This window comes from Kitasatospora sp. NBC_00070, assembly GCF_045041205.1.
GTDB lineage: Bacteria > Actinomycetota > Actinomycetes > Streptomycetales > Streptomycetaceae > Kitasatospora.
In genome coordinates this window covers 6,645,601-6,670,764 of record NZ_CP108247.1, presented here as the reverse complement: position 1 = coordinate 6,670,764, position 25,164 = coordinate 6,645,601, and the positions used below count along the sequence as shown (strand labels likewise).

The following is a 25,164-nucleotide window of genomic DNA, read 5'->3' as shown; positions in this document are numbered from 1 at the left end:
TCCCAGCGGGTGCTTCGCAGCAGCCGCTGCATCGGCTCGGGACGGACACGAGCGGCCTGTCCGCACGTCCCCCGCCCGCCACCGCCCGGCCGACCCCAGACCATCGCGATCCGCCACCCGTCCTGAGCGCACAGCCGCTGATCAGCGCACTCGCCCCCGTGGCTTCAGGGGCAGTGGGGGAAGCTCAGGAGCGGGCAGCCGATGACCGTCGTAGCCGTGCACCTCGCCGAAGCGGGTGCCGGACATCCACTCCTCCCGCGCCTGCCTGACATCCTCGTCCGATCGGCCGATGAAGTTCCACCACATCACCAGGTGCTCCTCGAACGGCAGGCCGCCGAGCAGCAGCACCGAGCTGTCCGTCCGGGCCAGCAGCGGGAGTTCCCGGCGCCCGCAGCCCAGGTAGAGCAGCGACCCCGGCTCGACCCGGACGCCGTCCACGTCCACGGAGCCGGTCATCGACAGCACCGCGTACTCGAAGCCGGGCTCCACCGGGAGCCGGTGGTGAGCCCCCTCACGGAGCGTCAGGTCGGCGCCGACCAGCGGGGTGTACGTGGTGCCCGGGGAGGTGGCGCCGTCCAGGGCACCGAGGATGACGGTGGCGTGCAGGCCGGTCGCGTCCACCGTCGGGAGGTCGGCGTGGTGCTCGAAGGCCGGGGCGGTGTGCCGGTGGCTGTCGGGGAGGGCGACCCAGAGCTGGGCGCCGTGCAGCAGGCGGGCGTGCTCGCGCGGGGACTCCTCGGAGTGCGAGATGGCCCGGCCTGAGGTCATCAGGCCGAGTTCGCGCGGACGGACGGTCTGCAGGCTGCCGAGGCTGTCGCGGTGCAGCACCGAGCCCTCGTGCAGCCAACTGACCGTCTGCAGGCCCATGTGCGGGTGCGGCGGCACCTGCATGCCGGGCTCGTCGGCGATGTCGTCGGGCCCGTAGTGGTCGACGAAGCACCAGGCGCCGACCATCCGGCGGCCCAGGTTCGGCAGCAGCCGGCGGACCTCGTTGGATTCGCCGAGCCGGACCTGACGGCCGGTCAGCAGCTCCTTGACCGGGCCGGTGTCGGCCTCCCCGCCGCAACTGGTCGGGGTGGGCTCGAGGTCGAGGTTGCTCATGGGCTGACGCGCTCCGTCCGGACGACACCGTTGACGATCCGATCATGCGTCAGTTCGGGCCCGGGGCAAAGCAGGGCGGAGCCTGAGCCCCGCCCCACCGGACGGTCAGTGCGCGCAGGCCCACGGCGCGGTGGCGGTGACGGCCTCCGCCCGGGCCCGCAGCGAGCGGACCGCCTCGGCCGGGTCGGCCGCGCCGTACACCGCCGAACCCGCCACGAAGACGTCCGCACCCGCCTCGGCGCAGCGCTCGATGGTGGCCGCCGAGACGCCGCCGTCCACCTGGAGCCAGAGGTCGAGGCCGTGCTTGGAGATCAGCTCCCGGGTGCGGCGGATCTTGGGCAGCATGATGTCCAGGAACGCCTGGCCGCCGAAGCCGGGCTCGACCGTCATGATCAGGATCATGTCGAGCTCGGGCAGCAGGTCCTCGTACTGCTCGATCGGGGTGGCCGGACGCAGGGCCATCGAGGCCCGCGCGCCCTTGGCCCGGATCTCCCGGGCGAGCCGCACCGGCGCGGCGGCGGCCTCGGCGTGGAAGGTCACCGAACCGGCGCCCGCCTCGACGTACTGCGGGGCCCAGCGGTCCGGCTGTTCGATCATCAGGTGGCAGTCCAGCGGCGTGTCGGTGGCGCGGGCGAGCGACTCGACCACCGGGATGCCGAGCGTGAGGTTGGGGACGAAGTGGTTGTCCATCACGTCCACGTGCAGCCAGTCCGCGCCTCGGACGGCCTCCGCCTCCTCGGCCAGGCGGGCGAAGTCGGCCGACAGGATGCTGGGGTTGATCTGCGCCATTTGAGGGAACCTTCACACTCGGTGCGGGCGGCCGGAGCTGCCGTCCGGGTACATCATCTCCCCTGCCGGTGGCGGGAAGTGGATGGTGAGACCACCGCGTGACCCGCGTCACAGCCGTTGCGCGCTAGGGTCACCAGCGCCGTTGCCCGTGACCGGAAAGGTTCCAGATGGCCGAGATGGTGCATCCCGCCCGCGCGTTGTGGTGGCTCTTCGAGCCGGTGCACGCGCTCACCTACTTCTCCCCCGAGGGCCGCGCCGCGTACGAGGCGGCCGGGCTGCGCGGGAGCTGGCGCGGGTACTTCGCCGGCCGGTCGGCCCCGCTCGGTCCGGTGGAGGCCGCCCCGGTGATCGCCGCCTTCTTCAACTTCGCGCCGCAGATGGTCGAGCGGGCACTGCCGGACGTCTGGTCCCGGGCCACCCCGGAGGCCGCGCTGGAGGCTCGGCTGACCGGGGCGGTGGCCACCCTGGAACGCGTACTGGAGACCGTCAAGCCCGATCTGATCGACCGTTCGGTGACGCTGCTGGAGCGGGCGGTGGACGGGCTGGACTGTTGTGGGCGGGTACTGGCCGCCGCCAACCTCGCGCTCCCCCGCCCCGAGGGCGCGCTCGCCCGCCTCTGGCACGCCACCACCGTGCTGCGCGAACACCGGGGCGACGGCCACGTCGCGGCACTGGTCGCGGAGGGCCTGACCGGCTGCGAGGCGCTGGTGCTGCGCTGCGCGCTGGACACCCGGCGCGAGCAGCTCCAGCCGTTCCGGGGCTGGACCGACGAGGAGTGGGAGGCCGCCGCCGCCCGCCTCACCACCCGGGGCTGGCTGAACCAGGACGGCACCATCTCCACCGACGGCCGGCACCGCCACCAGGCGCTGGAGGCCGTCACCGACCTGGCCGCCGCCCGGGTCTGGTCCGGCTTCCGGCGCGCCGAGCTGGACGAGCTGGCCGCCGCCCTGACCCCGATCGCCACCGCCTGCCGGGCCGAACTCCCCCAGCTCAACCCGATCGGCCTGCCGGTCAGCAGCTGACCCACCGTCCGACGGTGGTGTCCCCGGGGGCGCCACCGTCGGACGAAGCCGCCGCCGACCAGGGTCACCAGCCCGATCGTCACGCATGCCAGGGTGACCAGGACCCGCCTGTAGAAGATCATGGCTCCACCCTGGCGTGCGCCTGACCAGCCGTCATCGGGGGCGCACCCCGAACGGACCCTGACCGCACCCCGAGGCGCACCCGCCCAAACGGACTCCCAGGTTTCTCTCAGGAACGGGCAACCGAACAGACGTTCACGGCAGTCACTCATGTCACCGGGCGCACCGCCCCGGATGGCACAGGAGCTGGGTACCAGAACGCGATGAACCTGACCGACACGCCCGTCCTCGTCCTCACGATCGTCCTGTTCGTGGCCTCCCTCGCGCTGGCGATGGCGCAGTGGGGCGGCAGAGGAGTCGTCTTCGGCCGGATCAGAACCGCCGAACGGCGCCGCGGCCCGCTCCGGGCGCTGTCCTACCTCGGCACCGTCCTGCTCTGCCAGGCCACCGCCGTGGCCATGGTCTTCGTGGTGGTCAACAACGAGAACCTGATCTACGACAGCTGGGGCGACCTGCTGGGCACCTCGAACCACGTCCGGGCCGTCCCCGTGCCGCCCAAGGACGGCGGCCTCGGCGGCGACCAGGCCGCCGCCTCCGCCTCCCCGCCGGCCAAGGTGATCCAGTCCTTCCACGCCCCGGACTCGGACGCGGTGCCCCGGAGCGTGCAGCAGACCGACCTCAAGGGCAGGCTCTCCGGCGTCGACGGCGAGGTGCTGGTCTGGACGCCGCCGCAGTACGACGACCCCGCGCACAAGGACCGCACCTTCCCGGTGGTCGAGCTGCTCGCGGGCTACCCGGGCGCGTCCAGCACCTGGTTCGGCACCATGGAGGTGGTCGCCCAGCTCGAACCGCTGATGAAGTCCGGCCAGGTCACGCCCTTCATCCTGGTCTCGCCCCGGGTCAACCTGCTCGGCGGCACCGACACCGGCTGCGCCGACATCCCGGGCAAGGTGAACGCCGAGACCTGGCTCTCGCGTGACGTGCCGCAGATGGTCCTGGACAACTTCCGGGCCGACCGGACCGCGGACCGCTGGGCGCTGGCCGGCTACTCGGCGGGCGCGCACTGCGCGAGCCGCCTCGCCCTCGCCCACCCCGACCGCTACCGGGCCGCGATCAGCATGTCCGGGTACAACGACCCGATCGGCGAGTCCACCTCACTGACCGCCAAGGACCCCAAGCTGCGCGAGACCGCCAACCCGCTGTACCTGCTCACCCACGCCGCCACCCCGCCGAACGTCGCGCTCTGGGTGTCCGGCAAGAAGGGCGACGGTCTGGAGGACGCGACCGCCCTCCAGCGGGCGGCGAAGAGCCCGACCACGGTCACCCCGGTCGAGACCACCGGAGCGCACCTGACCTCGACCTGGAAGCCGCTGGTCGGCCCGTCCTTCAAGTGGCTGACGGGCATCGTCCCGCCCCGCTGACCCCCCCCCGGCCCCCCGGCCACCGACCCCCGACCGCTACCGGTCCGCCAGCGCCCGGACGGTGGCCACCGTGTCCGCCTCCCCGGCCGGCTTGTCCTCGCGGTAGCGCAGCACCCGGGCGAACCGCAGCGCCAGCCCGGCCGGGTAGCGCGGGCTGCGCTGGAGGCCGTCGAAGGCGATCTCCACCACCAACTCCGGCCGCACGTACACGGTGTACGCGTCCCGGTGGGTCTCCCGGGCCAGCAGCTGTTCGGTCTGCCAGCCGAGCAGCTGGTCGGTCAGGCCCTTGAAGGTCTTGCCCAGCATCACCCAGGGGTCGAGGCCGGGCTCGCCCTGGTTCCGGGCGGCCAGGTGCAGGTTGCTCAGGTAACCCCGGCGGCGGCCGCTGCCCCACTCGGCGGCGGTGACCACCAGGTCGAGGGTGTGCCGGGGTTTGACCTTGATCCAGCCCGCGCCCCGGCGGCCGGCCGCGTACGGCGCGGCCGGGTCCTTGACCACCACGCCCTCGTGGCCGTGGGCGAGCGCGTCCGCGAAGAACCGCTCCGCCTCCGGCAGCTGATCCGTGGTCAGCCGGGGCACCCGGAGCGGCTCCGGTGCGACCTCCGCCAGCGCGGTCCAGCGCTCGGCGGCCGGACGGTCGATCAGGTCGGTGCCGTCCCGGTGCAGCAGGTCGAAGAAGAACACGCTCAGCGGGGTCTCGGCCCGCAGCCGTTCCGGGTCCTGCCGGGAGGCGGTCCGCGCGGCCGTGACCTGGAACGGGCGTGGCCGGGCGTCCGGTCCCAGCGCGATCGCCTCACCGTCCAGCACCGCCCGCTCGACCGGCAGCGCCCGGGCCGCCGCGACCACCTCGGGGACCCGGGCGGTGATCTCGTCCAGGCTGCGGGTGAAGACCGAGACCTGCTCGCCGTCCCGGTGCACCTGCACCCGGATGCCGTCGAGCTTCCACTCCAGCGCGGCCGGGCTCACCTTCTCCAGCGCGGCCGCCAGCTCCGGCGCCGAGGCGGCCAGCATCGGGCGTACAGGGCGGCCGAGTCGCAGCCCGAACGCGCGCAGCGCCGGTGCCCCGCCGGTCAGCGCCGCCTCCGCCACCACCCGGGCCGAGCCACGCAGCATCAGCGCCCGCCGGACCACCGTCGCGGGGACGCCCGCCGCCTTCGCCACCGCGTCGCCCATCAGCGCGTCCAGCGCACCTTGCCGCAACTCGCCCACCAGCACCGCCCGGAGGAACTCCTGCTCGACCGCCGTGGCCCGTCCGAACAGCTCGCCGAGCAGCCGTTTCCGCTCCGCCTGCGCCCCCTTGCCGTGCACCTCGCCCAGCCGGGTCAGCAGGTCCTCGGTCTCCGCCACCCCCAGGGTCGCGGTCCCGGCCGGCTCCGGCAGCTCCCGGACTCCCGCCCAGCCGACCCCGGCCCGCCGTCCCTCGCCCGACAGCAGCGCCACCGCCGCCGGGATCTCGGCCGGGCCGAGCTCGGCGAGGCACTCCGCGATCAGCGCGGTCTTGGCGTTCCTGGCCGGCTCGGCCGCCACCGCGCGGGAGGTCAGGGCCAGACGTTCGAGCAGCACGGGCGGGCTCCTTCCACGGCGTACGGGGCCCTCCCATCATGCGGCGGCCCGGGGCCGGCCCGGCCTCGGCGCGCGGGCCCGGTCCGGGCTCGGCCGCCCGGTCGGCTCCCGCCGCCGGTCCGGCCCGGGGACACCGTGTTAGCGTCGGGATCGTTCGTGCCTGAACACTCCGAACACCCGGACCCCGACCGTGAGGTGCCTCCGTTGCCCGTCCACCGCTGGGCCACCCGTCCCGAGACCGCCACCGACCACCCGGCGATCCGCGCGGTCGTGCTGGCCGCCTTCGAGACCGCGGCGGAGGCCGACCTGGTCGAGGCGCTGCGGGCCGACGGCAGCTGGGTCCCCGGCCTCTCGGTGGTCGCCGAGACGCCGGACGGCACCGTGGTGGGCCACGCCCTGCTGACCCGGTGTCACATCGACGACACCCCGGCACTCTGCCTGGCCCCGGTCGCGGTGCTGCCCGGGCACCAGCGGACCGGCGTGGGCGCCGCCGTGGTCCGGGCCGCGCTGGCCGCCGCCCGGGTCCGGGGCGAGCACACCGTCACGGTGCTGGGCCACCCGTCCTACTACCCGCGCTTCGGCTTCAGCCGTGCCTCCCGGCACGGCATCAAAACCACCGCCGACGTCCCGGACGAGGCCCTGATGGCCCTCGACCTCGACTCGAACAGCCCGCTGCCCAGCGGCACCCTGCGCTACGCCGCCCCGTTCGGCAGCTGACCAGCCGGCTCAGGCGACCGTGAGGGTGCCCTTCATGAACTGGTGCAGGCTGCAGATGAAGGGGTAACTCCCGGGCTTGGTCGGGGCGGTGAAGGTCACGGTCTTGCCTGCGCCGATCGTCCCGCTGTCGAAGCCGCCCTGGCCGGTGGCGGTCAGCGTGTGCGCGGTGGAGTCCTGGTTCACGACCGTGACCTTCGCCCCCGGGCTGACCGTGAAGTTGTCCGGGCCGAAGGTGAACTCCTTGATGGTGACCTGCACCGCGGCCTGCGCCGAACCGCTCGCGGACGGACTCGCCGCAGACGTGGACGTGGACGCCGACGCGCTCGCGCCGGACGACCCCGCAGCGCTGGACGGGCTCGCGGCGCTGGGACTCGCGGCGCTGGGACTCGCGGCGGCCGAACTCACCGCCGGCGTCGGCGTACCGGAGGCCGACCCACCCCCCGCACCGCTGGAACAGGCGGCAGCCGTCAGGGCGAGCAGGAGCACGCCGAGGACGGGACGGAGCCGGGGAGTGTGCATGAGGGTTCCTTTCCAGAGGTGGCAGGTGTGTGCCCGGAGCCGCCGTGGGGAGCCGCTCCGGGCACACACCTGAGAGAAGGTCAGACCGTCAGCAGACTGGGGCTGGCGGCCTTGTCGACCGGGAGGAAGTCGTTCGGGACGGGGTACTGGCCGAGCACGTAGTTGAGGATCGCCGCGTGCATCGCCTCGACCGGCGCGATGGTGGCCGCGGTGGCGATCCCCGCCGGGCTGGTCACGTTGTAGGTGGCGAACAGGTAGGTCTGGGCCGCCTGGTCCTCCAGCTGGAGCGCCAGCTTGGCCACCGCCCCGACGTCGGTCGCCTTGCCCAGCGCGGCCGTCACCTCGGCCTGGTTGGAGAGCGGGACGGTGGTGATGGCGGCCTTGCCCGCACCGGTGAGCACCGCGTTCCAGGCCTTCGCGTGGTCGGCGTGCTGGGCCATCGCGGTGGTGATGAAGTTCCCCACCGCCGGCGGGACGGTGCCGAGCTTGCCCGCCCCGGCCGCGTCCAGGGCGGCCTGGTAGGCCCCGACCGCCTGGTTCTCCAGCGCGGTGGCCAGCGCGACCACCTTCAGGTCGCCGGTGTACTGCCCGCTCGCCGCGGCGGAGGAGCCGCCCGCGGAGGGCGAGGAGCTGCTCTTCGAGTCGGACGTCCCGCTGGAGCAGGCCGCCAGCACCAGGGCCGCCGCCACCCCGCCGGTGCCGAACAGGAACCGGCGCCGGTCCGGGTTCACCGCCTCGGGCCCGGCCGCCCGGCGGCCGCGGATCTCGGCCGCGAGGTCGACCGCACTGCTCTCCAGCAGCGGCAGGGTCTCGCGGTGCGCCTGCTCCATCTCCCGGGTCAGGGAGGTCAGTTCGCGCTCACTGATGGGGAGGTCCCAGCCTCCCTTGGTCGCGGTCACTTCACGGCCCCTTCACTGATCGGCGAGGCGTCCTTGGTCGGGTAGAACGCGTCCGGGAAGCCGACGCTGCCGGCCGCGGCGGGCAGCTTGGCCGGGTCGACCGGGATGGTGATCAGGTCGGCGGCGTTGCCCGCCAGCAGGGCCTGCACCGCGAGCAGGGTGGCCCGGTGCTGGGCCTCCACCGGGGCGACCGAGGCGAACAGCTTGCGCAGGTCGCCGTTGCTGACCTGGCCGACGTTCTTGGTGTACGTCTGGGCGGCGACGTCCTCCAGCGTGATGGCGAGCTTCACCACGTCGGCCGGGGTCTTGATGGTCGGCAGGGTCTGGTCGACCACCGCCTTGTACTTCGGGTCCGGGCTGTTCTGCGCCTTGCCACCGGCCTGCGTCGCGGCGGCGTTGAACGCCTTGGCGTGGGCCTGGTGCTGCTCGGTGGTCTTGGCGATGAAGGCCGCCACCGTCTTGTTGCCGTCCTTGATGAACGGCAGGGTGGCCGCCGTCTGGTACACGCTGATCGCCAGGTTCTCCAGCGAGGCCGCGGTCTGCAGCGCCATGATGTCGTCCGCCGTCGCGGTCGCCGCGAACGCCCGGGTGCCGCCCAGCAGCGCGAACGCGCCGGCCAGTCCGGCCACCGCGCCACCGCGCCGCCACCAACCGGCCGGCCGGGGCTCGGCGTCGGCGGCGAAGTCGGTCAGTGCGCTGCGGGTGATCTTCACCGCATCGCTGTTCAAGTCCTGTGACTGCTCGGTGAGTTCTTCGAGCAGCCGGGTGTCGATGTGCTGTGCGCCCATCATTCCCCGTCTCCGGTTCTGGGGCCCGCACGATTCAGGGGCCCACGCGAGCAGCATTCGACCCCACCGGCACCACAGATTGGTGCACTCGGCCGGGTTCACCCGCACGAGTGAATACGCGTACTCCGTACCGCCCTGACCTGGGACTTGGCCCACCGTCAGCCCTCTGACCATCCGTCGGCCACCGTCCGTCAACCACCGTCCGCCGTGCCCAGCGAGTCGAGCGCGGCCCGCGCCTGCGGCACGTGGAGCGGCGAGAAGTGCGGGTCGATCCGGAGCGCCTCCGCCAGGTGGGTCCGCGCGGCGTCCCGCTGCCCGAGCGCCCGTTCGATCTCGCCCTGGTGGTAGCGGAACCGGGCGTTCGGCCACCCGGTGCGGCGGGCCTGCTCGGCCAGGCCGAGCGCCTCCCGGTCGGCTCCCTGCCGGTGCAACGCCCAGCCGAGCGCGTCGGCGACCAGCACGCTCCGGCGGCGCTGCCACTCGGCCCGCAGCAACCGGACGGCCTCCGCCGGGTCCCCGTGGTCGGCCTGGTACTGGCCCAGTGCCAGATCGTCCACCACCCCGTTCTCGGCGGCCAACCGGTGCTCGGCGGCGAGCAGTCCGTACTGCTGCCCCGCCTGCTCGGTACGGCCCAGGGACTCGTACAGCTCCCCGAGTTCCAGCAGGTACTGCGGCAGCGGCACCCGGCCGACGGCGGCGCCGTAGTCCCGGAGCGCAGCCTCGGTATCGCCGAGCGCCGCCTCCGCCCTGGCCCGCCCGGCCAGCGCGGGCGTGTACTGCGGGTCGGCGTCCAGCGCCCGCTGATAGCCGGCCTGTGCGGCCTCGGGGCGGCCCGAGTCCTGCTCCAGTTCGGCGAGTTGGTGGAGGCAGAAAGCGCGGTCGGCGTCGTTGGCCGCTCCGGCCAGCGCCTGCCGGAGCGCCTGGCCGGCCCGATCGGTCTGCCCGTGCTGCTCCAGGTCGTAGGCGGCCCGGGTGAACGCGGCCGTGCCCGGCCGCCGGTCGAGCAGCGCCTGCACCGCGGCGGTGGCTTCGGTGTCGTTGCCCAACTGGGTCTGGGCGTCGGCCAGCACGGCGTACGCCTGCCAGTGGTACGTGGAGTCCGCGATCGCCCGGTCGGCGAACTCCTTGGCCTCGGCGAACCGGTGCCGGGCGTTCGCCAGCGCGCCCAGGCCCGTCAGCGCGTCGGCGTTGGCCTCGGGCGCCAGGGTCAGCGAACGCCGCAGCGCCTCCTCGGCCTTGGGGTAGTAGGACGGGTCCGAGGTCAGCCTGGCCTGTTCCACGTACGTACCGCCGAGCCTGGCCCAGGCCGACGAGTCGCCGGGCAACTGACGCAGGCGCTGCTGGGTGGCGGAGATCACCCGCTCCGGCGAACCGTCCGCACCGGCCGCTCCCGGCGCGGGCAAGGCCCCCCTGGGCGCGGCGGACGGTGCGCCGCCGTCCTCCGTTCCCAGCGCGGCGAGGGCCAGGCCGCCGCAGAGCGCGACCGTGGTGAGCAGCAGGGGAAGTCGTCGCATCGGTGTCCTCGGGGCGCGGCCTGCGGGGGAGGCGGGCGGATGGCGTGAACCACCCGCCCGCAGCGGTCAGTTGGCCTGGTTGACGGCCTTGGCGTACGGGACCGCGAGGTACGGGAAGCTGGTCCCGAACGGACGGTCGGCCGCGTTCACGCCGTCTCCGGCGGCGAGCGGGGCGATCAGCTTGCCGGGGGTGGCGCCCTCCAGCACCTGGAGCGCGATGTCGATCACGTCGTCGCTCAGCCGGCGGCCGTTCGGGAAGCCCTGGAAGTCGCCGTTGAGCACCCCGAGCCGGTTCGGCACGGGGGTGGACGGGGTGGACATGTTCAGCCGCAGTTCCTCGGCCGGGACGAAGGCACCCGGGTCGATGTCCTGGTTCAGCAACTGCGAGTTGAGGTCCACCTGGTAGGGACCGCCGGTGGCTTTGGCGATACCGGTCAGGAAGATCTCCTGGAGGTCGGTGCGCGGCGCGGCCGGTGCCTTGATCCCGTAGATCGCCTCGACCAGCTTCGGCACCTCCGGGTCCAGCACCTTGGCCACCACGGCCGGTTGGTTGTGGTCCTCGGACGGCGGCAGCGCGTTGAACGCGTCCTTCAGCCCGGCCGGCACCACGGCCTCGTTGACCAGCGGGTTGCCCAGCCGCGACACCTGCACGAACGGCCCCTCGGGCTGCCGGCCACCGGGGGTGAGCTTCATGCTCTGCTTCTCGGTGCTGCTCCAGACTCCGATGACGGGGTTGCGGGTGGCGTCGCCGCCGAGCGCGAGCCGGCTCTTGGGCAGCTGGATGGCGACCGAGTTGACGTTGTAGCCCGCCAGGGTGTTCTGCCCGGTCTCCTTGAGGTCGCCCCCGTAGAGCAGGTCGAAGACCCGCAGGTCGAGGAAGAACGGGTCGGCCGCCTGGGTGGCCACCGTCTGCCCGCCGCCCGGCAGTTGGACGGTGGCCTGGTCGCGGAGCCGGCCGTAGTCGGGCATCGAGGCGGCGCCGGTCCGGGACGGCGCGACCACCCCGCGCTCGATCAGGGTGACCGGGTCGCAGTCCGGGCGCAGCTCCTGGAGGGTGTAGTACTGCCGCACCTTCAGGGTCGGGTCGGTGAGGTTGTTCACCACGCCGGTGTTGTAGAGGAAGGTGTCGGTGCCCCGCTGGTCCTCGGTCCGGAAGGTCCAGCGGTAGGTGAGGTCCGGCCGGCCGGTGCCCCGGGAGTCGATGTTGATGTCGTAGTGCGCACCGTCCGCGAACGGGTAGAAGTTCGGCCCGCCGTTGGGCTCCTGGAACGGCAGCCAGTTGGCGATCAGCGTCACCGTGTCGGGCTTGTCCGGGCTGGTGAACGCGTACACGTCGGTGTTGTCGGTCTGCGGGTCGCCGGCGATCAGCGGTGCCTCCCGGTGACTGGACGCGCTGCCGACCCCGGCGCCGGGACCGGTCACGGCGGTGCCGGCCAGGGCCAGCCCGAGCACCGTCAGGACGGCCGCCGTTCGGGCCGTGGAGGACACGCGGACTGTTCTGAACTGGGACTTCATGGTGCTGTGGTACTCACTTTCGATCGCGGGACAGATCAGCGGAGGTTCCACTGCGGGCACTGTTGCCCGCTCCGCACCACTCCTTCGTGACCCGGCACGGGGTGGCTCGGCCGGGTCACCCGCACGGCCGACCCGGCTCACCCGTCCGGCTCTGGTGACGGTCTGCCGAGCACCGGCCCGGCCGGATCGGTGCGGCAGAGTACCGGTGCCGACGGAGCGTCAAGTCCGCTGCCCGGGCCGCCCGTCACCCCACTCATCCCCCACCCTCGGAGGCCGTGCGTGACCCCTTCCCGATTGCTCGCCCGCGCCGGTGGCGCCCTGGGCGCCGCGCTCTGGCTGCTGGCGGGGACGGCGCCGACCGCCGCCGCCCACCCGTTGGGCAACTTCTCGGTCAACCACCACCTCGGCTTCACCGTGCACCAGGACCGGATCGAGGTGCTGGCGGTCACCGACCAGGCGGAGATCCCCACCCTCCAGGAGCGGAGCCGGGTGGACCGGAACGCCGACGGCACGGTGGACGAAGCCGAACGCGGCAGCTGGGCCGCCGAGCAGTGCGCGGCCGGCGCCGCCCGGCTCCAGGTCCGGGCCGGCCCCGCCGAGCAGGTGCTGAACTGGCAGGTCCGCTCGGCGACTTACGGGTACACCGACGGCGCCGCCGGGCTCCCCACCGCCCGGCTGGACTGCACGCTGGACGCCCCGCTCACCGTGGCGGCCGACGGTACGGTGCTCCGGGTCCGCAGCGGCGCCGACCCGGCCCGGGTGGGGTGGAACGAGATCACCGCCCGGGGCGACGGCGTCCGGCTCGACCCGACGGACGTTCCCGAGATCTCTCCCTCGCACGAACTCAGGTACTACCCAAAGGAGTTGCTCGACGCCCCGAGCGGGGTGTTCGAAGCCCGGTTCACCGCGACCCCCGGCAGCGGCTCGGCCGTGGCCGGCCTGTCCGCCGCCACCCCCACCGGCGGCCCGGCCGGGTGGCTGGCCGCACTCGACCGCCGACTGGCCGACCTGGGCACGGTGAACCGGCTCACCGTCCCGGTCGGCCTGCTCGCCGTCCTGCTGGCCACCGTCCTCGGCGCGGGCCACGCGCTGCTCCCCGGGCACGGCAAGGCGGCGATGGGCATCTACCTGGCCGGCCGGCGCGGCCGGGTCAGGGACGCGGTCACGGTCGGAGCCACCGTCACCTTCACCCACACGGCGGGCGTGCTCGGGCTCGGACTGCTGCTGACCGGGTTCTCCACGCTGGCGGGCGACGTGCTGCTCGGGCGGCTCGGCGTGCTCAGCGGCCTGCTGGTGACGGCGGTCGGGGGGCTGCTGCTGCGCGACGTCCGCCGCCGGACCCGGCCCGCCGCCGCAGTGCCGCACCGTCATGACCACCACCACCCGCACGACCACGACCACCCGCACCCGCACCCGCACCCGCCGAAGGACGCGGCGCAGCACGGCACCCTGGCGGTACTGGAGGCCCCCGTACACGAGCACCACGAGCACCACGACCACCACCACCGGCACGGCCTGTTCGGATCTCACCACCACGCCGAACCGCTCGGCCGGACCGGTCTGATCGGCCTGGGCATCGCGGGCGGCCTGGTGCCGAGCCCGTCCGCGCTGGTGGTGCTGCTGGGCGCCGTCGCACTCGGGCGGACCATGTTCGGGGTCGCGCTGGTGCTGGCCTACGGCCTGGGCATGGCCGCCACCCTGACGGCGGCGGGCCTGCTCTTCGTCCGGGTCGGCGAGCGGATCGCCGGCGCGGCGGAGGGCACCCTGACGGCCCGGCTCCGCCGGCTGGCACCGTGGAGCGGCCTGCTCACCGCGCTGCTGGTGCTGACGGTCGGGGTGGGGCTGGTCCTGCGCAGCCTGCCCGCCGCACTCTGACCCGCCTGCTCAGCCGGGCGTGCCGGGCCCGCCGAGCACGATGCCCCGGTCGGCGTAGTAGCGCGGCAGCGCGGACCACGGCACCGGCGCGAAGCTCTGCGAACCGTCCGGGAAGCCCGAGGGGTTGTGGATCAGCAGCTCGCCGTCGCTCGCGCCGACGGCGAGCACCAGGTGCCCGCCCGGGCGCGGCGGATCGGGGTCCAGGGTGCGGATGGACGGGTGGACCGACAGCATCACCAACCGCCCGTCCGCCAGTTCCGCCCTGATCCGCTCGATCGGCAACGGGGCGACCGCCTCGGCGGACAGCCCCCAGCGACGCGTCACGTAGGCCGCGAACGGCGCGTGGATCAGCCCGTCCAGGCGGCCGTCCGGGTGACGCACGTACGCGCCCGCCGCCAGGCACTCCTCGGCCAGCCGGACGGCGGGCGGGCTGATGCCCCACCAGTAGTCCAGCGCCATCCGCAGGCAGGCCACCCCGCACAGCCGCCAGGACCAGTACTCGTACTCCTCCTGGTCCGCCGCACCGGACCGCGCCCAGAGCGGGTCGTCCACCGCCAGCGCCGTCCCGGCCAGGATCCCGGGCACCAGCTCGGGCGACTCCCACTGCGCGTGGTACGGGACCTGATGCGTGATCGGCTTCATCCGATCATCCTCACCCACTCCCGGCGCCGGCGCCGCCCGCCGGACGACCGGGAACCGGTCCGCCCCCAGGGCGACGCAGTCCCAGTTCGGTGGAGAACGCCGACCGCGCCGTGCTCCGCTGCCCGGGACACGGACACGGTGCTGACGGAGGGTCGGGGAACGACGGAACGGGACGTACGGTACGCGGAGGTGCCCGGCGGCCGGCTGCGGTACGCCCGGCAGGGCACGGGGCCCGACCTGGTGCTGCTCAACGCAGGCGCCACCGACCTGCGGATCTGACCGGTGCGGTGGCGGCGGACCTGGCAGTCTGGACCGCCCGGCTGGACCCCGGGCAGCGCGCCTGGCCGGCCGGGATCTGCGCGGACTCGCCGGGTGACGGTGGCCGGGGCCGACCACGTCGTGAACGTGACCGCACCGGACGCGTTCGCCGAGCTGGTCACCGCCTTCACCGCCGGACGGAGCCGACGCTCCGTCCGGTCGGCCGGGCGGGGGGCCCGGCCGACCGGAACAGCCGCCTACCAGGCGTAGTCCTCCGGCGCCGTCTTGTGGCCCGGGAAGATCTCGTCCAGCCGGTCCAGGGTCTTCTGGTCCAGCGTCACCTCCAGCGCCCGGGCCGCCGCGTGCAGCTGCTCCAGGGTGCGCGGGCCGACGATCGGGGCGGTCACCGCCGGACGGGACAGCAGCCAGGCGAGCGCGATGTCGCCCGGCTCCTGGCCGAGTTCGGCCGCCAGGTCCTCGTACGCCTGGATCTGCTCACGCTTGGCGGACACCGCCTCGGCGGCCCGGCCCTCCAGCCGGCGCAGGCCCTCGCGCTCCTTCCGCAGCACGCCGCCGAGGATGCCGCCGTGCAGCGGGGACCACGGGATCAGGCCGAGACCGTAGTGCTGGGCGGCCGGGACGACCTCCAGCTCGACGGTGCGCTCCAGCAGGTTGTAGATCGACTGCTCGCTGACCAGGCCGAGGAAGTTCCGCGCCTTGGCGGTCTCCTGGGCCTGTGCCAGGTGCCAGCCGGCGAAGTTGCTGGAGCCGACGTAGATGATCTTGCCCTGGGCGACCAGCACCTCCATCGCCTGCCAGATCTCCTCCCACGGCGTCGCACGGTCGACGTGGTGCATCTGGTACAGGTCGATGTAGTCGGTGTTCAGCCGCTTGAGGCTGGCGTCGACCGCCCGGCGGATGTTGAGCGCGGAGAGCTTGCCCTCGTTGGGCCACTCCCCCATGTCGCCGTACAGCTTGGTGGCCAGCACGGTCTTCTCACGGCGGCCACCGCCCCGGGCGAAGAAGCTGCCGAGGATCTCCTCGGTACGGCCCTTGTTCTCACCCCAACCGTAGACGTTGGCGGTGTCGAAGAAGTTGATGCCCAGTTCGTGGGCGGTGTCCATGATGACGTGGGCGTCCGGCTCCGTGGTGTGCGGGCCGAAGTTCATCGTGCCCAGGCAGAGACGGGACACGGACAGGCCGGTGCGGCCGAGGTGGGTGAACTCCATGTCCGCCACCCTCACCCGGCCGCCGCCGGTCTGTCCAGCATTCCTTCCCGACGGACCGTCAATTCGTCAGACCGTGCGGCGGAACAGCGCCAGGTACATCGCGTCGGTGCCGTGCAGGTGCGGCCAGAGCTGCACGTCCGGGCCCTCGCCGAGACCGGGCAGCCCGGGCAGCAGCGGGCGGGCGTCGATCCACTCCAGGCCCGGGGTCTCGCGCAGCACGTCGTCCACCACCGCGCGGGTCTCGGCCAGGTGCGGCGAGCAGGTCGCGTAGCCGACCACGCCGCCGATCCGGGTGGCCCGGACCGCCCCGCGCAGCAGGTCGCGCTGGAGCGGGCCGAAACCGGCCAGGTCGTCGGGGCGGCGGCGCCAGCGGGCCTCCGGGCGGCGGCGCAGCGCGCCGAGACCGGAGCAGGGCACGTCCACCAGGGTCCGGTCGAAGGTGCCGTCGGCCCAGGCGGGCTTGGTGCCATCGGCGGCGATCACCGTGTACGGGCCGGGGTTGCCGTCCAGCGCGCGGGCCACCAGGCGGGCCCGGTGCGGCTGCTTCTCCGAGGCGACCAGCGCGGCGCCCCGCTCGGCGGCCAGCGCCGCGAGCAGCGCGGCCTTGCCGCCGGGCCCGGCACAGCCGTCCAGCCAGAGCCGGTCCCGGCCCTCGACCGGCGCGGCGGCCAGCGCGAGCGCGACCAGCTGACTGCCCTCGTCCTGCACCCCCGCCCGGTTCTCCTTGACCGCCTCGATCCCGCCGGGCTCGCCGCCCTCGGCGAGCCGGACCGCGTACGGGGACCACCGGCCGGGCTCCGACTCCGGCCTGGCGTCCAGCAGTTCGGCCGCCGTGGACCGTCCTGGCCGGGCCACCAGGGTCACCTCGGGGCGCTCGTTGTCGGCCCGCAGCAGGTCCTCCACCGCGGCCCGGCCGGAGGCGTCCGGCTGCCAGCGGCCGAGCGAGTCCCAGAGCGCGGAGACCACCCAGCGCGGGTGCGAGTGCACCACCGCGAGGTGGTCCTCGGCGTCCTGCTCGTACGGCGGGGCGACCTGGGCCAGCCAGGCGTCCAGGTCCTGCGCACTGATCTTGCGCAGCACCGCGTTGACGAACTTGGCCCGCCCGTCGCCGAGCACCACCCGGGCCAGCTCGACCGTGGCGGAGACCGCCGCGTGGCTCGGGATCCGGGTGGTCAGCAGCTGGTGCGCGCCGAGCGCGAGCACGTCCAGCACCGGCGGGTCCACCTCGCGCAGCGGCCGGTCGATGCAGGCCTCGATGACCGCGTCGTAGCTGCCCTGGAGCCGCAGCGTGCCGTACACCAGCTCGGTGGCCAGCGCCGCGTCCCGGCGGTCCATGCCCTTCTGCTCCGCCTCGCGGAGCAGCGAGGGCAGGATCAGGTTGGCGTACGCGTCCCGCTCGTCGACGGCCCGCAGGGCGCGGAACGCGACGATCCGGGCCGGGTCCTTCTTCGGGCGGCGGTGCGGACGCGCGGGGCGCTTGGCGCTGGGGGTGCTGCTGGGAGTGCTCATGCGGTGCCTCGGGTGCCTCGGAATGTGCTGCGGAGTCAGACCGTCAGTGTAGGACCGGACCGGCCCGACCCCGAAAACCTCACCGGCACCGAGACCTCAGAGCCCGAGCAGCTCGCCGGGCTCGATCCGGACGCCACGGGCCCAGTCCGCCGCCCGCATCGGCTTCTTGCCCTGCGGCTGCACCTCGCCGAGCTCGATCTCGTGGCTGCCGGTGCCGACCCGGACGCTGTTCTTGCCGACCACGGCCAGCTCGCCCGGCGGCAGCTCGGCACTGTCGGTGAGCAGCTTGACCGGGCCGGAGAGCTTGAGCCGCTCGCCCCGGAAGGTGGTCCAGGCACCCGGCGCGGGCGCGCAGCCGCGCACCAGCCGGTCGACCCGGAGCGCCGGGTGGGCCCACTCGATCCGGGCGTCCTCGACGTTGATCTTCGGCGCCACCGTGATGCCCTCGGTCGGCTGCGGGACGGCCTGCAGCGCGCCGTCCGCGATCCCGTCCATGGTCGCCACCAGCAGCCGCGAACCCGCCTGCGCCAGCCGGCCGAGCAGCTCGCCGCTGGTGTCGGTCGGGCGGATCTCCTCGGTCAGGATGCCGAACACCGGCCCGGAGTCCAGGCCCTGCTCGATCAGGAACGTCGACGCGCCGGTCACCTCGTCCCCGGCCAGCACCGCGTGCTGCACCGGCGCCGCACCGCGCCAGGCGGGCAGCAGCGAGAAGTGCAGGTTCACCCAGCCGTGCTTGGGGATCTCCAGCGCGCCCGGGCGGATCAGCGCGCCGTACGCCACCACCGGGCAGCAGTCCGGGGCGAGTTCGGTCAGCCGGGCCAGGAACTCCGGGTCGCTCGGCTTGGCCGGCTTGAGCACCTCGATCCCGGCCGCCTCGGCCCGCTGCGCGACCGGGCTGGCCACCAGCTTGCGGCCCCGGCCGGAGATCGCGTCGGGGCGGGTGACCACCGCGACCACCTCGTGCCGGTCCGAGGCCAGCAGGGCGTCCAGGGCGGGAACGGCGACCTCGGGGGTGCCGGCGAAGACGAGGCGCATGGGGGCGGGGCCTTTCGGTGGATCTGAACGGGTGTCAGCGTCTGAAGGGGTGCCGACGGACGGCGTCAGCGGGCCGAGCCGAAGGTGGAGTGCGGGGAGACCTTCACCACCGGAGGCTCGCCCCACTCCGCCTCCCGGATCGCCTTCAGCGCTGCCTTGCGCTGCTCGCGGTCCAGCCGGTCGATGAAGATGATGCCGTCCAGGTGGTCGGTCTCGTGCTGGATGCAGCGGGCCAGCAACTGGGTGCCCTCGACGGTCACCGGCTCCCCGTACATGTCGAAGCCCTTGGCCACCACGCCGAACGCCCGCCTGGTGTCGTACCGCAGCCCTGGCAGCGAGAGGCAGCCCTCGGGGCCGTCCTGCTCCTCCTCGCTGAGCGACAGGTCCGGATTGATCAGATGCCCGACCACCCCGTCCACGTGGTACGTGAACACCCGGAGCGAGACGCCAAGTTGAGGCGCCGCCAGACCCGCACCGGGCGCGTCCAGCATGGTCTCGGTGAGGTCCTTCACCAGGCGCCGCAGCTCCTTGTCGAAGGTGGTCACCGGCCGGGCGGTGGCCCGCAGCACCGGGTCACCGAACATCCGGATCGGCTGGATCGCCATACCGAGGGTCTCCTGAGGGTCGATCGACAACGGCCGGGGCCCAGTCTATGCAATCCCACCTGCCCGTTCGGCCGGGCTTCTGGCATATCCCGTCTGCTCCTTGCGCGTGACCCCCCGCTCCCTCGGGCGTTGGTCAAGTGGGATTGACCGGGCCGTACGACGACCCGGTCCGGAAAGACGAGGGAAAGGTGGCACCAGAGGCCATGGCCGAGCAGATCAACCACGACGCCCGGGCGCGGGCCAGCCTGCACCTGCTGGTACGGGACATCGAACGGGTCCGGCGGCAGGTCGACGCCCTCCGCACCCTCACCGCCCAACTGGGCAACGTCTACCGTCCACGGCGGCCCAGCACCTCGGCCGGCTTCGTGGTCTACGGCCGGGCCCCCGCCCCCACCGTGCGGCTCGCCCAGGAACTCCGGGAGAGCGTCGAGACCCTGGTCGCCGCAGCCGTCGAGTTCGACCGCGCGCTCGGCTTCTCCTGGGACTCGGTCGGCTCCGCCCTCGGGGTCACCAAGCAGGCCGTCCACCGCCGCTACGGCATGCGCCGCCCCACCGGCGAACTCCTCTCCACCACCCTCCCGTCCCAGCCCCGCCGGGAACCCGAGGACGAACTCCCGCCCCTCACCCGCGCCATCCCCCCGGCCCGCCAACCCGAACGCCCGGGCCTCCCCCTCCGCACCTGACCCGTCCGGCAGCCGGGGCCACGCAGGCGACGCCGACCTTTTGGCGCGTGGTGCACCACCAGGGGCTCGGGGAACTGCGACGCCGGCCCCCGGTGCGTGATCGCCGCGTGCAGGGTCAGGCACTTTCGCCTGAACCCGCACGTGAAGCTCACCTCAGCCCCGCCCGCGGTTGACCACACCCGCACCTTGCACCCGCCCCGGGGCCGGCGTCGCAGTTCCCCGAGCCCCTGGACCGTAGCCACTCGGGCACCTGCCCCTCAGCCGATGTCCGGGGGGTCGATGCGGATGCGGACCTGGTCGGGCGACCGCAGCGCGACCCGGGCGATCTGAGCCGCCTTCAGGGCTGCGGCCAGGGCCGCCCCCTGACCGGGCGCCACCCGCAGCAGGGCCCGCTCCCACTCCTGGCCCCGTACGCCGGGCGCGGGCACCGGCCCGAGCACGTCGGCCCCCTCCGGCAGCCGGATCAGCGCCAGCAGATCCTGCACCGCCTGCGGAGCGCCCGTCACCGAGGCCATCCGCGACACCGGCGGGAAGTGCAGCTGAGCCCGCTCCTCCAGCTCGACCGCGGCGTGCCCCGCCGGATCCCACCGCACCAGCGCCTGCACGGGCCGTGCGGTGGGCTCGGCGACCACCACCACCGTGCCGCCCTCGCCGGCGGGCCGGACCAGGCCCGCCGCCGTCATCCAGAGCCGCAGCGCCTCCTCGCCGGCCCGCAGGTCGGGCCGGCCCAGCAGCGCCCAGCCGTCCAGCAGCAGGGCGGCCGCGTACCCGCCCTCGGCCACCGGCTCGGCCCCGGGCGTCGAGATCACCAGCGCGGGCTCCCCGGAGACCACCGACAGCACGGAGTCCCTCCCGGAGGTCCGGACCGGCACCCGGGGGAACGCCTTGCCCAGCTCCTCCGCCGTCCGCTTGGCGCCGACCACCTGGGCCCGCAGTCGGAACGACCCGCACTCCAGGCAGTGCCACTCGGGCTCGGGCTTGCCGCACCAGGCACACTCCAGCACCGCCCCGGCCGAACCGGCCGCCAACGGACCCTCACAGTGCCGACAGCGCGCGGGAGTCCGGCACTGGGCACAGGCCAGCCGGGGCGCGTACCCGCGCCGGGGCACCTGGATCAGCACCGGGCCCCGGGTGAGCGCCTCGCGCGCCGCCTCCCAGGCCGGGCGCGGCAGCCGGGCGTACTGGGCGGCGGCGTCCCGCCCCTGGTCCAGGTCGGTCACCGTACGCACCCTGGGCGCCACCGCCCGGACCGTGTCCCGGGGGGCGGCCAGCGGCCGGGCCCAGCCGGTACGGAGCAGCTGGGCGCCCTCGACCGTCACCGACAGCCCGCCGAGCAGCACCCCCGCGCCCTCCTCGGCGGCGCGCAGCAGCGCGACCTCCCGGACGTGCGGGTGCGGTGCGCGCGGGTCGCTGTGGCTGCCGTCGCCGTCGTTCCAGACCACCACCAGGCCCAGGTCCCGGACCGGGGCGAACATCGCGGCCCGGGTGCCGATCGCGGCCCGTACCGAGCCCCGGCTCACCGACAGCCAGCGGCGGTACCGCTCCTTGGGCCCGAGGTCGGCCGCCAGTGCCACGTGCCGCCCCTCCCCGAGCAGCTCGGTCAGCGCCGCGTCCAGCCGGGCCACCGAACGGCCCTCGGGCAGCACCACCAACGCGCCCCGGCCCCCGGCCAGGGTGGCGGCCACCGCGCGGGCGATCTCCTCCGGCCAGGTCGGCCCGGGGAGCGCGGTCCAGACCGCCCGGGGCGCGCGACCGTCCCCGAGCGCCGCCAAGTACTCCGCTCCGTCGGTGTAGCGGTCCCAGCTCCCGACCGCCGGCGGGGCGGGCGCCGGCAACGGCTCGGGCGAGGGCTCGGCCTCCGCCTTGGCGTGCCGGGGCGGCACCGCCAGCTGCAGCACGTCGGCCAGCGACCCGGCGTACCGGTCGGCGACCGTCCGGCAGAGCGTCAGCAGAGCCGGCGTCAGCACCGGCTCCGGGGACAGCACCTGGGCCAGCGGGGCCAGCACGCCGGGGAAGTCCGAGGCGGCCAGCCGGGCGACCACGAAGCCGTCGTACAGCTCGCCGCCCTCGCGCCGCCCGCCCGCCCCGACCCGGGCGCCGAACCGGACCCGCACCCGGACCCCGGGCCTGGCCTCGTCGGCGAGGTTCGCGGGCACCGCGTAGTCGAAGAACTTGTCCAGGCTGAGCAGCCCCTTGTCGACCACCACCCGGGCCACCGGCAGCTCCTCGGCCAGCAGCGCACCGCGCCACGTCCGGGGCTTGGCCCGGCGGACCGTGTCCCGGATGAAGGCCAGCTGCTCACCGGCGTCGTCTGTGCTCATCGCTCCAACATCTACCAGACCCGGCCGACAGGGACGCGAAAGGCGGCGGCCACCCCGTCCGGGATGACCGCCGCCTCACGGTGGATCAGGCGTTGACGGCCTTCTTCAGCTGCTCGACCCGGTCGGTGCGCTCCCAGGTGAAGTCGGCGTCGTCCCGGCCGAAGTGACCGTACGCGGCGGTCTTCGAGTAGATCGGCCGCAGCAGGTCCAGGTCCCGGATGATCGCGGCCGGACGCAGGTCGAAGACCTCCGACACGGCGGCCTGGATCTTCAGGACCGGCACCGTCTCGGTACCGAAGGTCTCCACGAACAGGCCCACCGGCTCGGCCTTGCCGATCGCGTACGCGACCTGGACCTCGGCGCGCGAGGCGAGGCCGGCGGCGACGATGTTCTTCGCCACCCAGCGCATCGCGTACGCGGCGGAGCGGTCCACCTTGGACGGGTCCTTGCCGGAGAAGGCGCCGCCACCGTGACGGGCCATGCCGCCGTAGGTGTCGATGATGATCTTGCGGCCGGTCAGACCGGCGTCGCCCATCGGGCCACCGATCTCGAAGCGGCCGGTCGGGTTCACCAGCAGACGGTAGCCCTCGGTGACCAGCTTGATGCCGTCGTCCGCGAGGCGCTTCAGCTCCGGCTCCACGACGAACTCGCGGATGTCCGGGGTGAGCAGCGACTCCAGGTCGATGTCACTGGCGTGCTGCGAGGAGACCACCACGGTGTCGAGGCGGACGGCCTTGTCGCCGTCGTACTCGATGGTGACCTGGGTCTTGCCGTCGGGGCGCAGGTACGGGATCTGACCGTTCTTGCGCACCTCGGACAGCCGCTTGGCGAGCCGGTGCGCCAGGGTGATCGGCAGCGGCATCAGCTCGGGGGTCTCGTCGCTGGCGTAGCCGAACATCAGGCCCTGGTCGCCGGCGCCCTGCTTGTCGAGGTCGTCCTCGTCGCCCTCGACCCGGGCCTCGTGCGAGGTGTCGACACCCTGTGCGATGTCGGGCGACTGCGCACCGATGGACACCGACACGCCGCAGGAGGCGCCGTCGAAGCCCTTCTTCGACGAGTCGTAGCCGATCTCCAGGATCTTGTCCCGGACCAGCTGGGCGATCGGCGCGTAGGCGGTGGTGGTGACCTCACCGGCGATGTGGACCTGGCCGGTGGTGATCAGCGTCTCCACGGCGACCCGGGACTTCGGGTCCTCCCGCAGAAGCGCGTCCAGGATGGTGTCGCTGATCTGGTCAGCGATCTTGTCAGGATGTCCCTCGGTCACGGACTCCGAGGTGAACAGGCGGCGAGACACAGCGCTCCCTGGGGTTGCAGCGGCTGCTGACTGAATGCCCAGCTGGTCCGGGCATCCGGAAAGACTTTGATTCCTGGAGTGTAACGGTCGGCAAACGGCCTGCGGCAATCCCCTCAGAAAGTGAGATGGATCAGACTGCTCCGCCGAGCCGGGCCACCACGGCGTCCCAGACCGTGTCGGCCAGCGATTCCTTGGGCCCGTCGGCGATCTCGGTCTCGGTGCCGTCCGCGCTGAGCAGAACCGCGGCGTTGGTATCCCGCCCGAACGCCTTACCCCCGCCCACTTCGTTGACGACCAGCAGGTCGCAGCCCTTCCGGGCCAGCTTGGCCCGGCCGTTGGCGAGCACGTCGTCGGTCTCGGCGGCGAATCCCACCACCAGCTGGCCGGGCCGGGCCCGGTGCGCGGAGATCTCGGCCAGGATGTCGGGGTTGCGGACCAGGGCGACCGGCGCGGGCTCCACGCCGTCCACCTTCTTGATCTTGCCGGAGGCGTACTCGGCGGGCCGGAAGTCGGCCACCGCAGCGGCCATCACCACCGCGTCCGCGTCGGCCACCGCCTTCAGCGCCGCCTCCCGCAGCTCCAGCGCGGTCGAGACGTGCACCACGTCCACTCCGGCCGGGTCGGGCAGCGTCGCGTTGGCGGAGAGCAGGGTGACCCTGGCGCCCCGGGCGGCGGCCGTCACGGCGAGCGCGTAGCCCTGCTTGCCGGAGGACAGGTTTCCCAGATAGCGGACCGGGTCGAGCGGCTCGCGGGTGCCGCCGGCCGAGACCACCACGTGCCGACCGGTCAGGTCGGCGGTCAGCTCGCCGCGCTCCAGCACCCGGCGACAGGCCTCGAAGATCGCGCCGGGCTCGGGCAGCCGGCCCTTGCCGGTGTCCTTCCCTGTGAGCCGTCCGACGGCCGGCTCCAGCACGATCACGCCCCGGCGGCGCAGGGTCGCGACGTTCTCCCGGGTGGCGGGGTGTTCCCACATCTCGGTGTGCATGGCGGGGGCCAGCACCACCGGACAGCGCGCGGTCAGCAGGGTGTTGGTGAGCAGGTCGTCGGCCAGACCGTGGGCGGCCTTCGCCATCAGGTCGGCGGTGGCCGGGGCCACCACCACCAGGTCGGCCTGCTGGCCGATCCGCACGTGCGGGACCTCGTGCACCCGCTCCCAGGTCTCGGTGGCGGCCGGCCGGCCGGACAGCGCCGCCCAGGTGGCCTCGCCGACGAAGTGCAGCGAGGCGGCGGTCGGCACCACGGTCACCTGGTGCCCCGACTCGGTGAACCGGCGCAGCAGCTCACAGGCCTTGTACGCGGCGATGCCGCCGCTCACGCCGAGGACGACCTGGGGCGGACTGGCGTTCATCGCGGGCTCTCTCTGCCGTCGGAGGGGATCAGGCCAACCCTACGGCGCATCAGATCCGCACCGCACCATGGCCCTCGACACACGGAAGGGCCCGTCGGAGCGAACTCCGACGGGCCCTTCCGCTGCAGTGCTGTGACTCAGGCGGCGTCGATGGCCTCGGCCGTGAGCATGCCCGCGTTGATCTCGCGCAGCGCGATCGACAGCGGCTTCTCGTGCACGTGGGTGTCCACCAGCGGGCCGACGTACTCGAGGAGGCCCTCACCCAGCTGGGAGTAGTACGCGTTGATCTGACGGGCGCGCTTGGCGGCGTAGATCACCAGGCTGTACTTCGAGTCCGTGGCCTCGAGCAGCTCGTCGATCGGCGGGTTGATGATGCCCTCGGGCGCGGTCATGGAAGAGGACACGCGAAAACCTTCCGAAAGAAAGAGAAAGACAGAATGCTGATCAGATCAACATG

The 25,164-nt window shown here is 73.6% G+C and carries 24 protein-coding genes; 7 read left to right on the top strand and 17 right to left on the bottom strand.

Going from position 1 to position 25,164, the window contains the following annotated elements:
- Positions 1-141 precede the first annotated feature (141 nt).
- Both OHV05_RS30355 and rpe read right to left on the bottom strand, forming a co-directional pair.
- Positions 142-1,101 carry a pirin family protein gene (locus OHV05_RS30355; RefSeq protein ID WP_405020506.1) on the bottom strand — a complete coding sequence of 320 codons (960 nt, stop codon included), beginning with the start codon at positions 1,099-1,101 and terminating at the stop codon, positions 142-144.
- 105 nt (positions 1,102-1,206) lie between these two features.
- Positions 1,207-1,890 carry a ribulose-phosphate 3-epimerase gene (rpe, locus tag OHV05_RS30350; RefSeq protein ID WP_405020505.1) on the bottom strand — a complete coding sequence of 228 codons (684 nt, stop codon included), beginning with the start codon at positions 1,888-1,890 and terminating at the stop codon, positions 1,207-1,209.
- 167 nt (positions 1,891-2,057) lie between these two features.
- On the opposite strand from rpe, the gene OHV05_RS30345 reads away from it, so the two are divergent.
- Positions 2,058-2,912: an SCO6745 family protein gene (locus tag OHV05_RS30345; protein ID WP_405020504.1), complete on the top strand. Its 855-nt coding sequence runs from the start codon at positions 2,058-2,060 to the stop codon at positions 2,910-2,912.
- Positions 2,913-3,235: 323 nt separating this feature from the next.
- Complete coding sequence (locus tag OHV05_RS30340) at positions 3,236-4,393, top strand: alpha/beta hydrolase (protein ID WP_405020503.1); 1,158 nt, start codon at positions 3,236-3,238, stop codon at positions 4,391-4,393.
- Positions 4,394-4,429: 36 nt separating this feature from the next.
- On the opposite strand, the gene OHV05_RS30335 is transcribed toward OHV05_RS30340, so the two are convergent.
- Positions 4,430-5,956, bottom strand: coding sequence for an ATP-dependent DNA ligase (locus tag OHV05_RS30335; protein WP_405020502.1), 1,527 nt, complete (start codon positions 5,954-5,956; stop codon positions 4,430-4,432).
- Positions 5,957-6,160: 204 nt separating this feature from the next.
- Between OHV05_RS30335 and OHV05_RS30330 the strand changes: the two genes are divergently transcribed.
- The gene (locus tag OHV05_RS30330) at positions 6,161-6,673 is read left to right on the top strand and encodes a GNAT family N-acetyltransferase (RefSeq protein ID WP_405020501.1); all 513 of its coding nucleotides are present in this window, start codon (positions 6,161-6,163) and stop codon (positions 6,671-6,673) included.
- A gap of 9 nt (positions 6,674-6,682) precedes the next feature.
- On the opposite strand, the gene OHV05_RS30325 is transcribed toward OHV05_RS30330, so the two are convergent.
- Entirely contained in the window at positions 6,683-6,931 is a 249-nt protein-coding gene (locus tag OHV05_RS30325) for a cupredoxin domain-containing protein (RefSeq protein ID WP_405020500.1), read from the bottom strand.
- Between OHV05_RS30325 and OHV05_RS30320 the strand changes: the two genes are divergently transcribed.
- Positions 6,918-7,265, top strand: coding sequence for a hypothetical protein (locus tag OHV05_RS30320; protein WP_405020499.1), 348 nt, complete (start codon positions 6,918-6,920; stop codon positions 7,263-7,265). The genes OHV05_RS30325 and OHV05_RS30320 overlap by 14 nt on opposite strands.
- A 7-nt stretch (positions 7,266-7,272) precedes the next feature.
- On the opposite strand, the gene OHV05_RS30315 is transcribed toward OHV05_RS30320, so the two are convergent.
- The 4 genes from OHV05_RS30315 to OHV05_RS30300 form a co-directional block, all read right to left on the bottom strand.
- A complete protein-coding gene (locus tag OHV05_RS30315; RefSeq protein WP_405020498.1) occupies positions 7,273-8,091 on the bottom strand; it encodes a ferritin-like domain-containing protein in 819 nt (272 codons plus the stop codon).
- The gene (locus tag OHV05_RS30310) at positions 8,088-8,882 is read right to left on the bottom strand and encodes a ferritin-like domain-containing protein (RefSeq protein WP_405020497.1); all 795 of its coding nucleotides are present in this window, start codon (positions 8,880-8,882) and stop codon (positions 8,088-8,090) included. The genes OHV05_RS30315 and OHV05_RS30310 overlap by 4 nt, the downstream gene beginning before the upstream one ends.
- A 188-nt stretch (positions 8,883-9,070) precedes the next feature.
- Positions 9,071-10,393 (bottom strand): tetratricopeptide repeat protein, encoded by a 1,323-nt coding sequence (locus tag OHV05_RS30305; RefSeq protein WP_405020496.1) that lies wholly within the window; start codon positions 10,391-10,393, stop codon positions 9,071-9,073.
- Positions 10,394-10,459: 66 nt separating this feature from the next.
- Positions 10,460-11,881, bottom strand: a complete 1,422-nt coding sequence (locus OHV05_RS30300) for a DUF4331 domain-containing protein (RefSeq protein ID WP_405020495.1) — start codon at positions 11,879-11,881, stop codon at positions 10,460-10,462.
- A 306-nt stretch (positions 11,882-12,187) separates the two neighbouring features.
- Here OHV05_RS30300 and OHV05_RS30295 point away from each other — a divergent pair, with 306 nt between their 5' ends.
- A complete protein-coding gene (locus tag OHV05_RS30295; protein WP_405020494.1) occupies positions 12,188-13,783 on the top strand; it encodes a high frequency lysogenization protein HflD in 1,596 nt (531 codons plus the stop codon).
- A gap of 9 nt (positions 13,784-13,792) precedes the next feature.
- Here the strand turns inward: OHV05_RS30295 and OHV05_RS30290 are convergent, their stop codons facing one another.
- Complete coding sequence (locus tag OHV05_RS30290) at positions 13,793-14,425, bottom strand: C39 family peptidase (protein ID WP_405020493.1); 633 nt, start codon at positions 14,423-14,425, stop codon at positions 13,793-13,795.
- Between the two features lie 372 nt (positions 14,426-14,797).
- Here OHV05_RS30290 and OHV05_RS30285 point away from each other — a divergent pair, with 372 nt between their 5' ends.
- Positions 14,798-14,953, top strand: a complete 156-nt coding sequence (locus OHV05_RS30285) for a hypothetical protein (RefSeq protein ID WP_405020492.1) — start codon at positions 14,798-14,800, stop codon at positions 14,951-14,953.
- Here the strand turns inward: OHV05_RS30285 and OHV05_RS30280 are convergent.
- The 4 genes from OHV05_RS30280 to def form a co-directional block, all read right to left on the bottom strand.
- Positions 14,941-15,912, bottom strand: coding sequence for an aldo/keto reductase (locus OHV05_RS30280; RefSeq protein ID WP_405020491.1), 972 nt, complete (start codon positions 15,910-15,912; stop codon positions 14,941-14,943). The two genes, OHV05_RS30285 and OHV05_RS30280, sit on opposite strands and share 13 nt — an antisense overlap.
- Before the next feature lie 66 nt (positions 15,913-15,978).
- Positions 15,979-17,421, bottom strand: coding sequence for an RsmB/NOP family class I SAM-dependent RNA methyltransferase (locus tag OHV05_RS30275; protein WP_405020490.1), 1,443 nt, complete (start codon positions 17,419-17,421; stop codon positions 15,979-15,981).
- Positions 17,422-17,517: 96 nt separating this feature from the next.
- Positions 17,518-18,456 carry a methionyl-tRNA formyltransferase gene (fmt, locus tag OHV05_RS30270; protein WP_405020489.1) on the bottom strand — a complete coding sequence of 313 codons (939 nt, stop codon included), beginning with the start codon at positions 18,454-18,456 and terminating at the stop codon, positions 17,518-17,520.
- A gap of 65 nt (positions 18,457-18,521) precedes the next feature.
- On the bottom strand, positions 18,522-19,061 hold the full coding sequence (gene def, locus OHV05_RS30265) for a peptide deformylase (RefSeq protein WP_403031421.1): 540 nt from the start codon (positions 19,059-19,061) through the stop codon (positions 18,522-18,524).
- A 203-nt stretch (positions 19,062-19,264) separates the two neighbouring features.
- Between def and OHV05_RS30260 the strand changes: the two genes are divergently transcribed.
- A complete protein-coding gene (locus OHV05_RS30260) occupies positions 19,265-19,744 on the top strand; it encodes a hypothetical protein (RefSeq protein ID WP_405020488.1) in 480 nt (159 codons plus the stop codon).
- 257 nt (positions 19,745-20,001) lie between these two features.
- Here OHV05_RS30260 and OHV05_RS30255 read toward each other — a convergent pair whose 3' ends face one another.
- The 4 genes from OHV05_RS30255 to rpoZ form a co-directional block, all read right to left on the bottom strand.
- On the bottom strand, positions 20,002-22,065 hold the full coding sequence (locus tag OHV05_RS30255; RefSeq protein ID WP_405020487.1) for a primosomal protein N': 2,064 nt from the start codon (positions 22,063-22,065) through the stop codon (positions 20,002-20,004).
- A gap of 85 nt (positions 22,066-22,150) precedes the next feature.
- The gene (gene metK / locus OHV05_RS30250; protein ID WP_403031430.1) at positions 22,151-23,359 is read right to left on the bottom strand and encodes a methionine adenosyltransferase; all 1,209 of its coding nucleotides are present in this window, start codon (positions 23,357-23,359) and stop codon (positions 22,151-22,153) included.
- Positions 23,360-23,489: 130 nt separating this feature from the next.
- Complete coding sequence (gene coaBC, locus OHV05_RS30245; RefSeq protein ID WP_405020486.1) at positions 23,490-24,707, bottom strand: bifunctional phosphopantothenoylcysteine decarboxylase/phosphopantothenate--cysteine ligase CoaBC; 1,218 nt, start codon at positions 24,705-24,707, stop codon at positions 23,490-23,492.
- A gap of 137 nt (positions 24,708-24,844) precedes the next feature.
- On the bottom strand, positions 24,845-25,111 hold the full coding sequence (gene rpoZ, locus OHV05_RS30240; RefSeq protein WP_057228106.1) for a DNA-directed RNA polymerase subunit omega: 267 nt from the start codon (positions 25,109-25,111) through the stop codon (positions 24,845-24,847).
- Positions 25,112-25,164 lie beyond the last annotated feature (53 nt).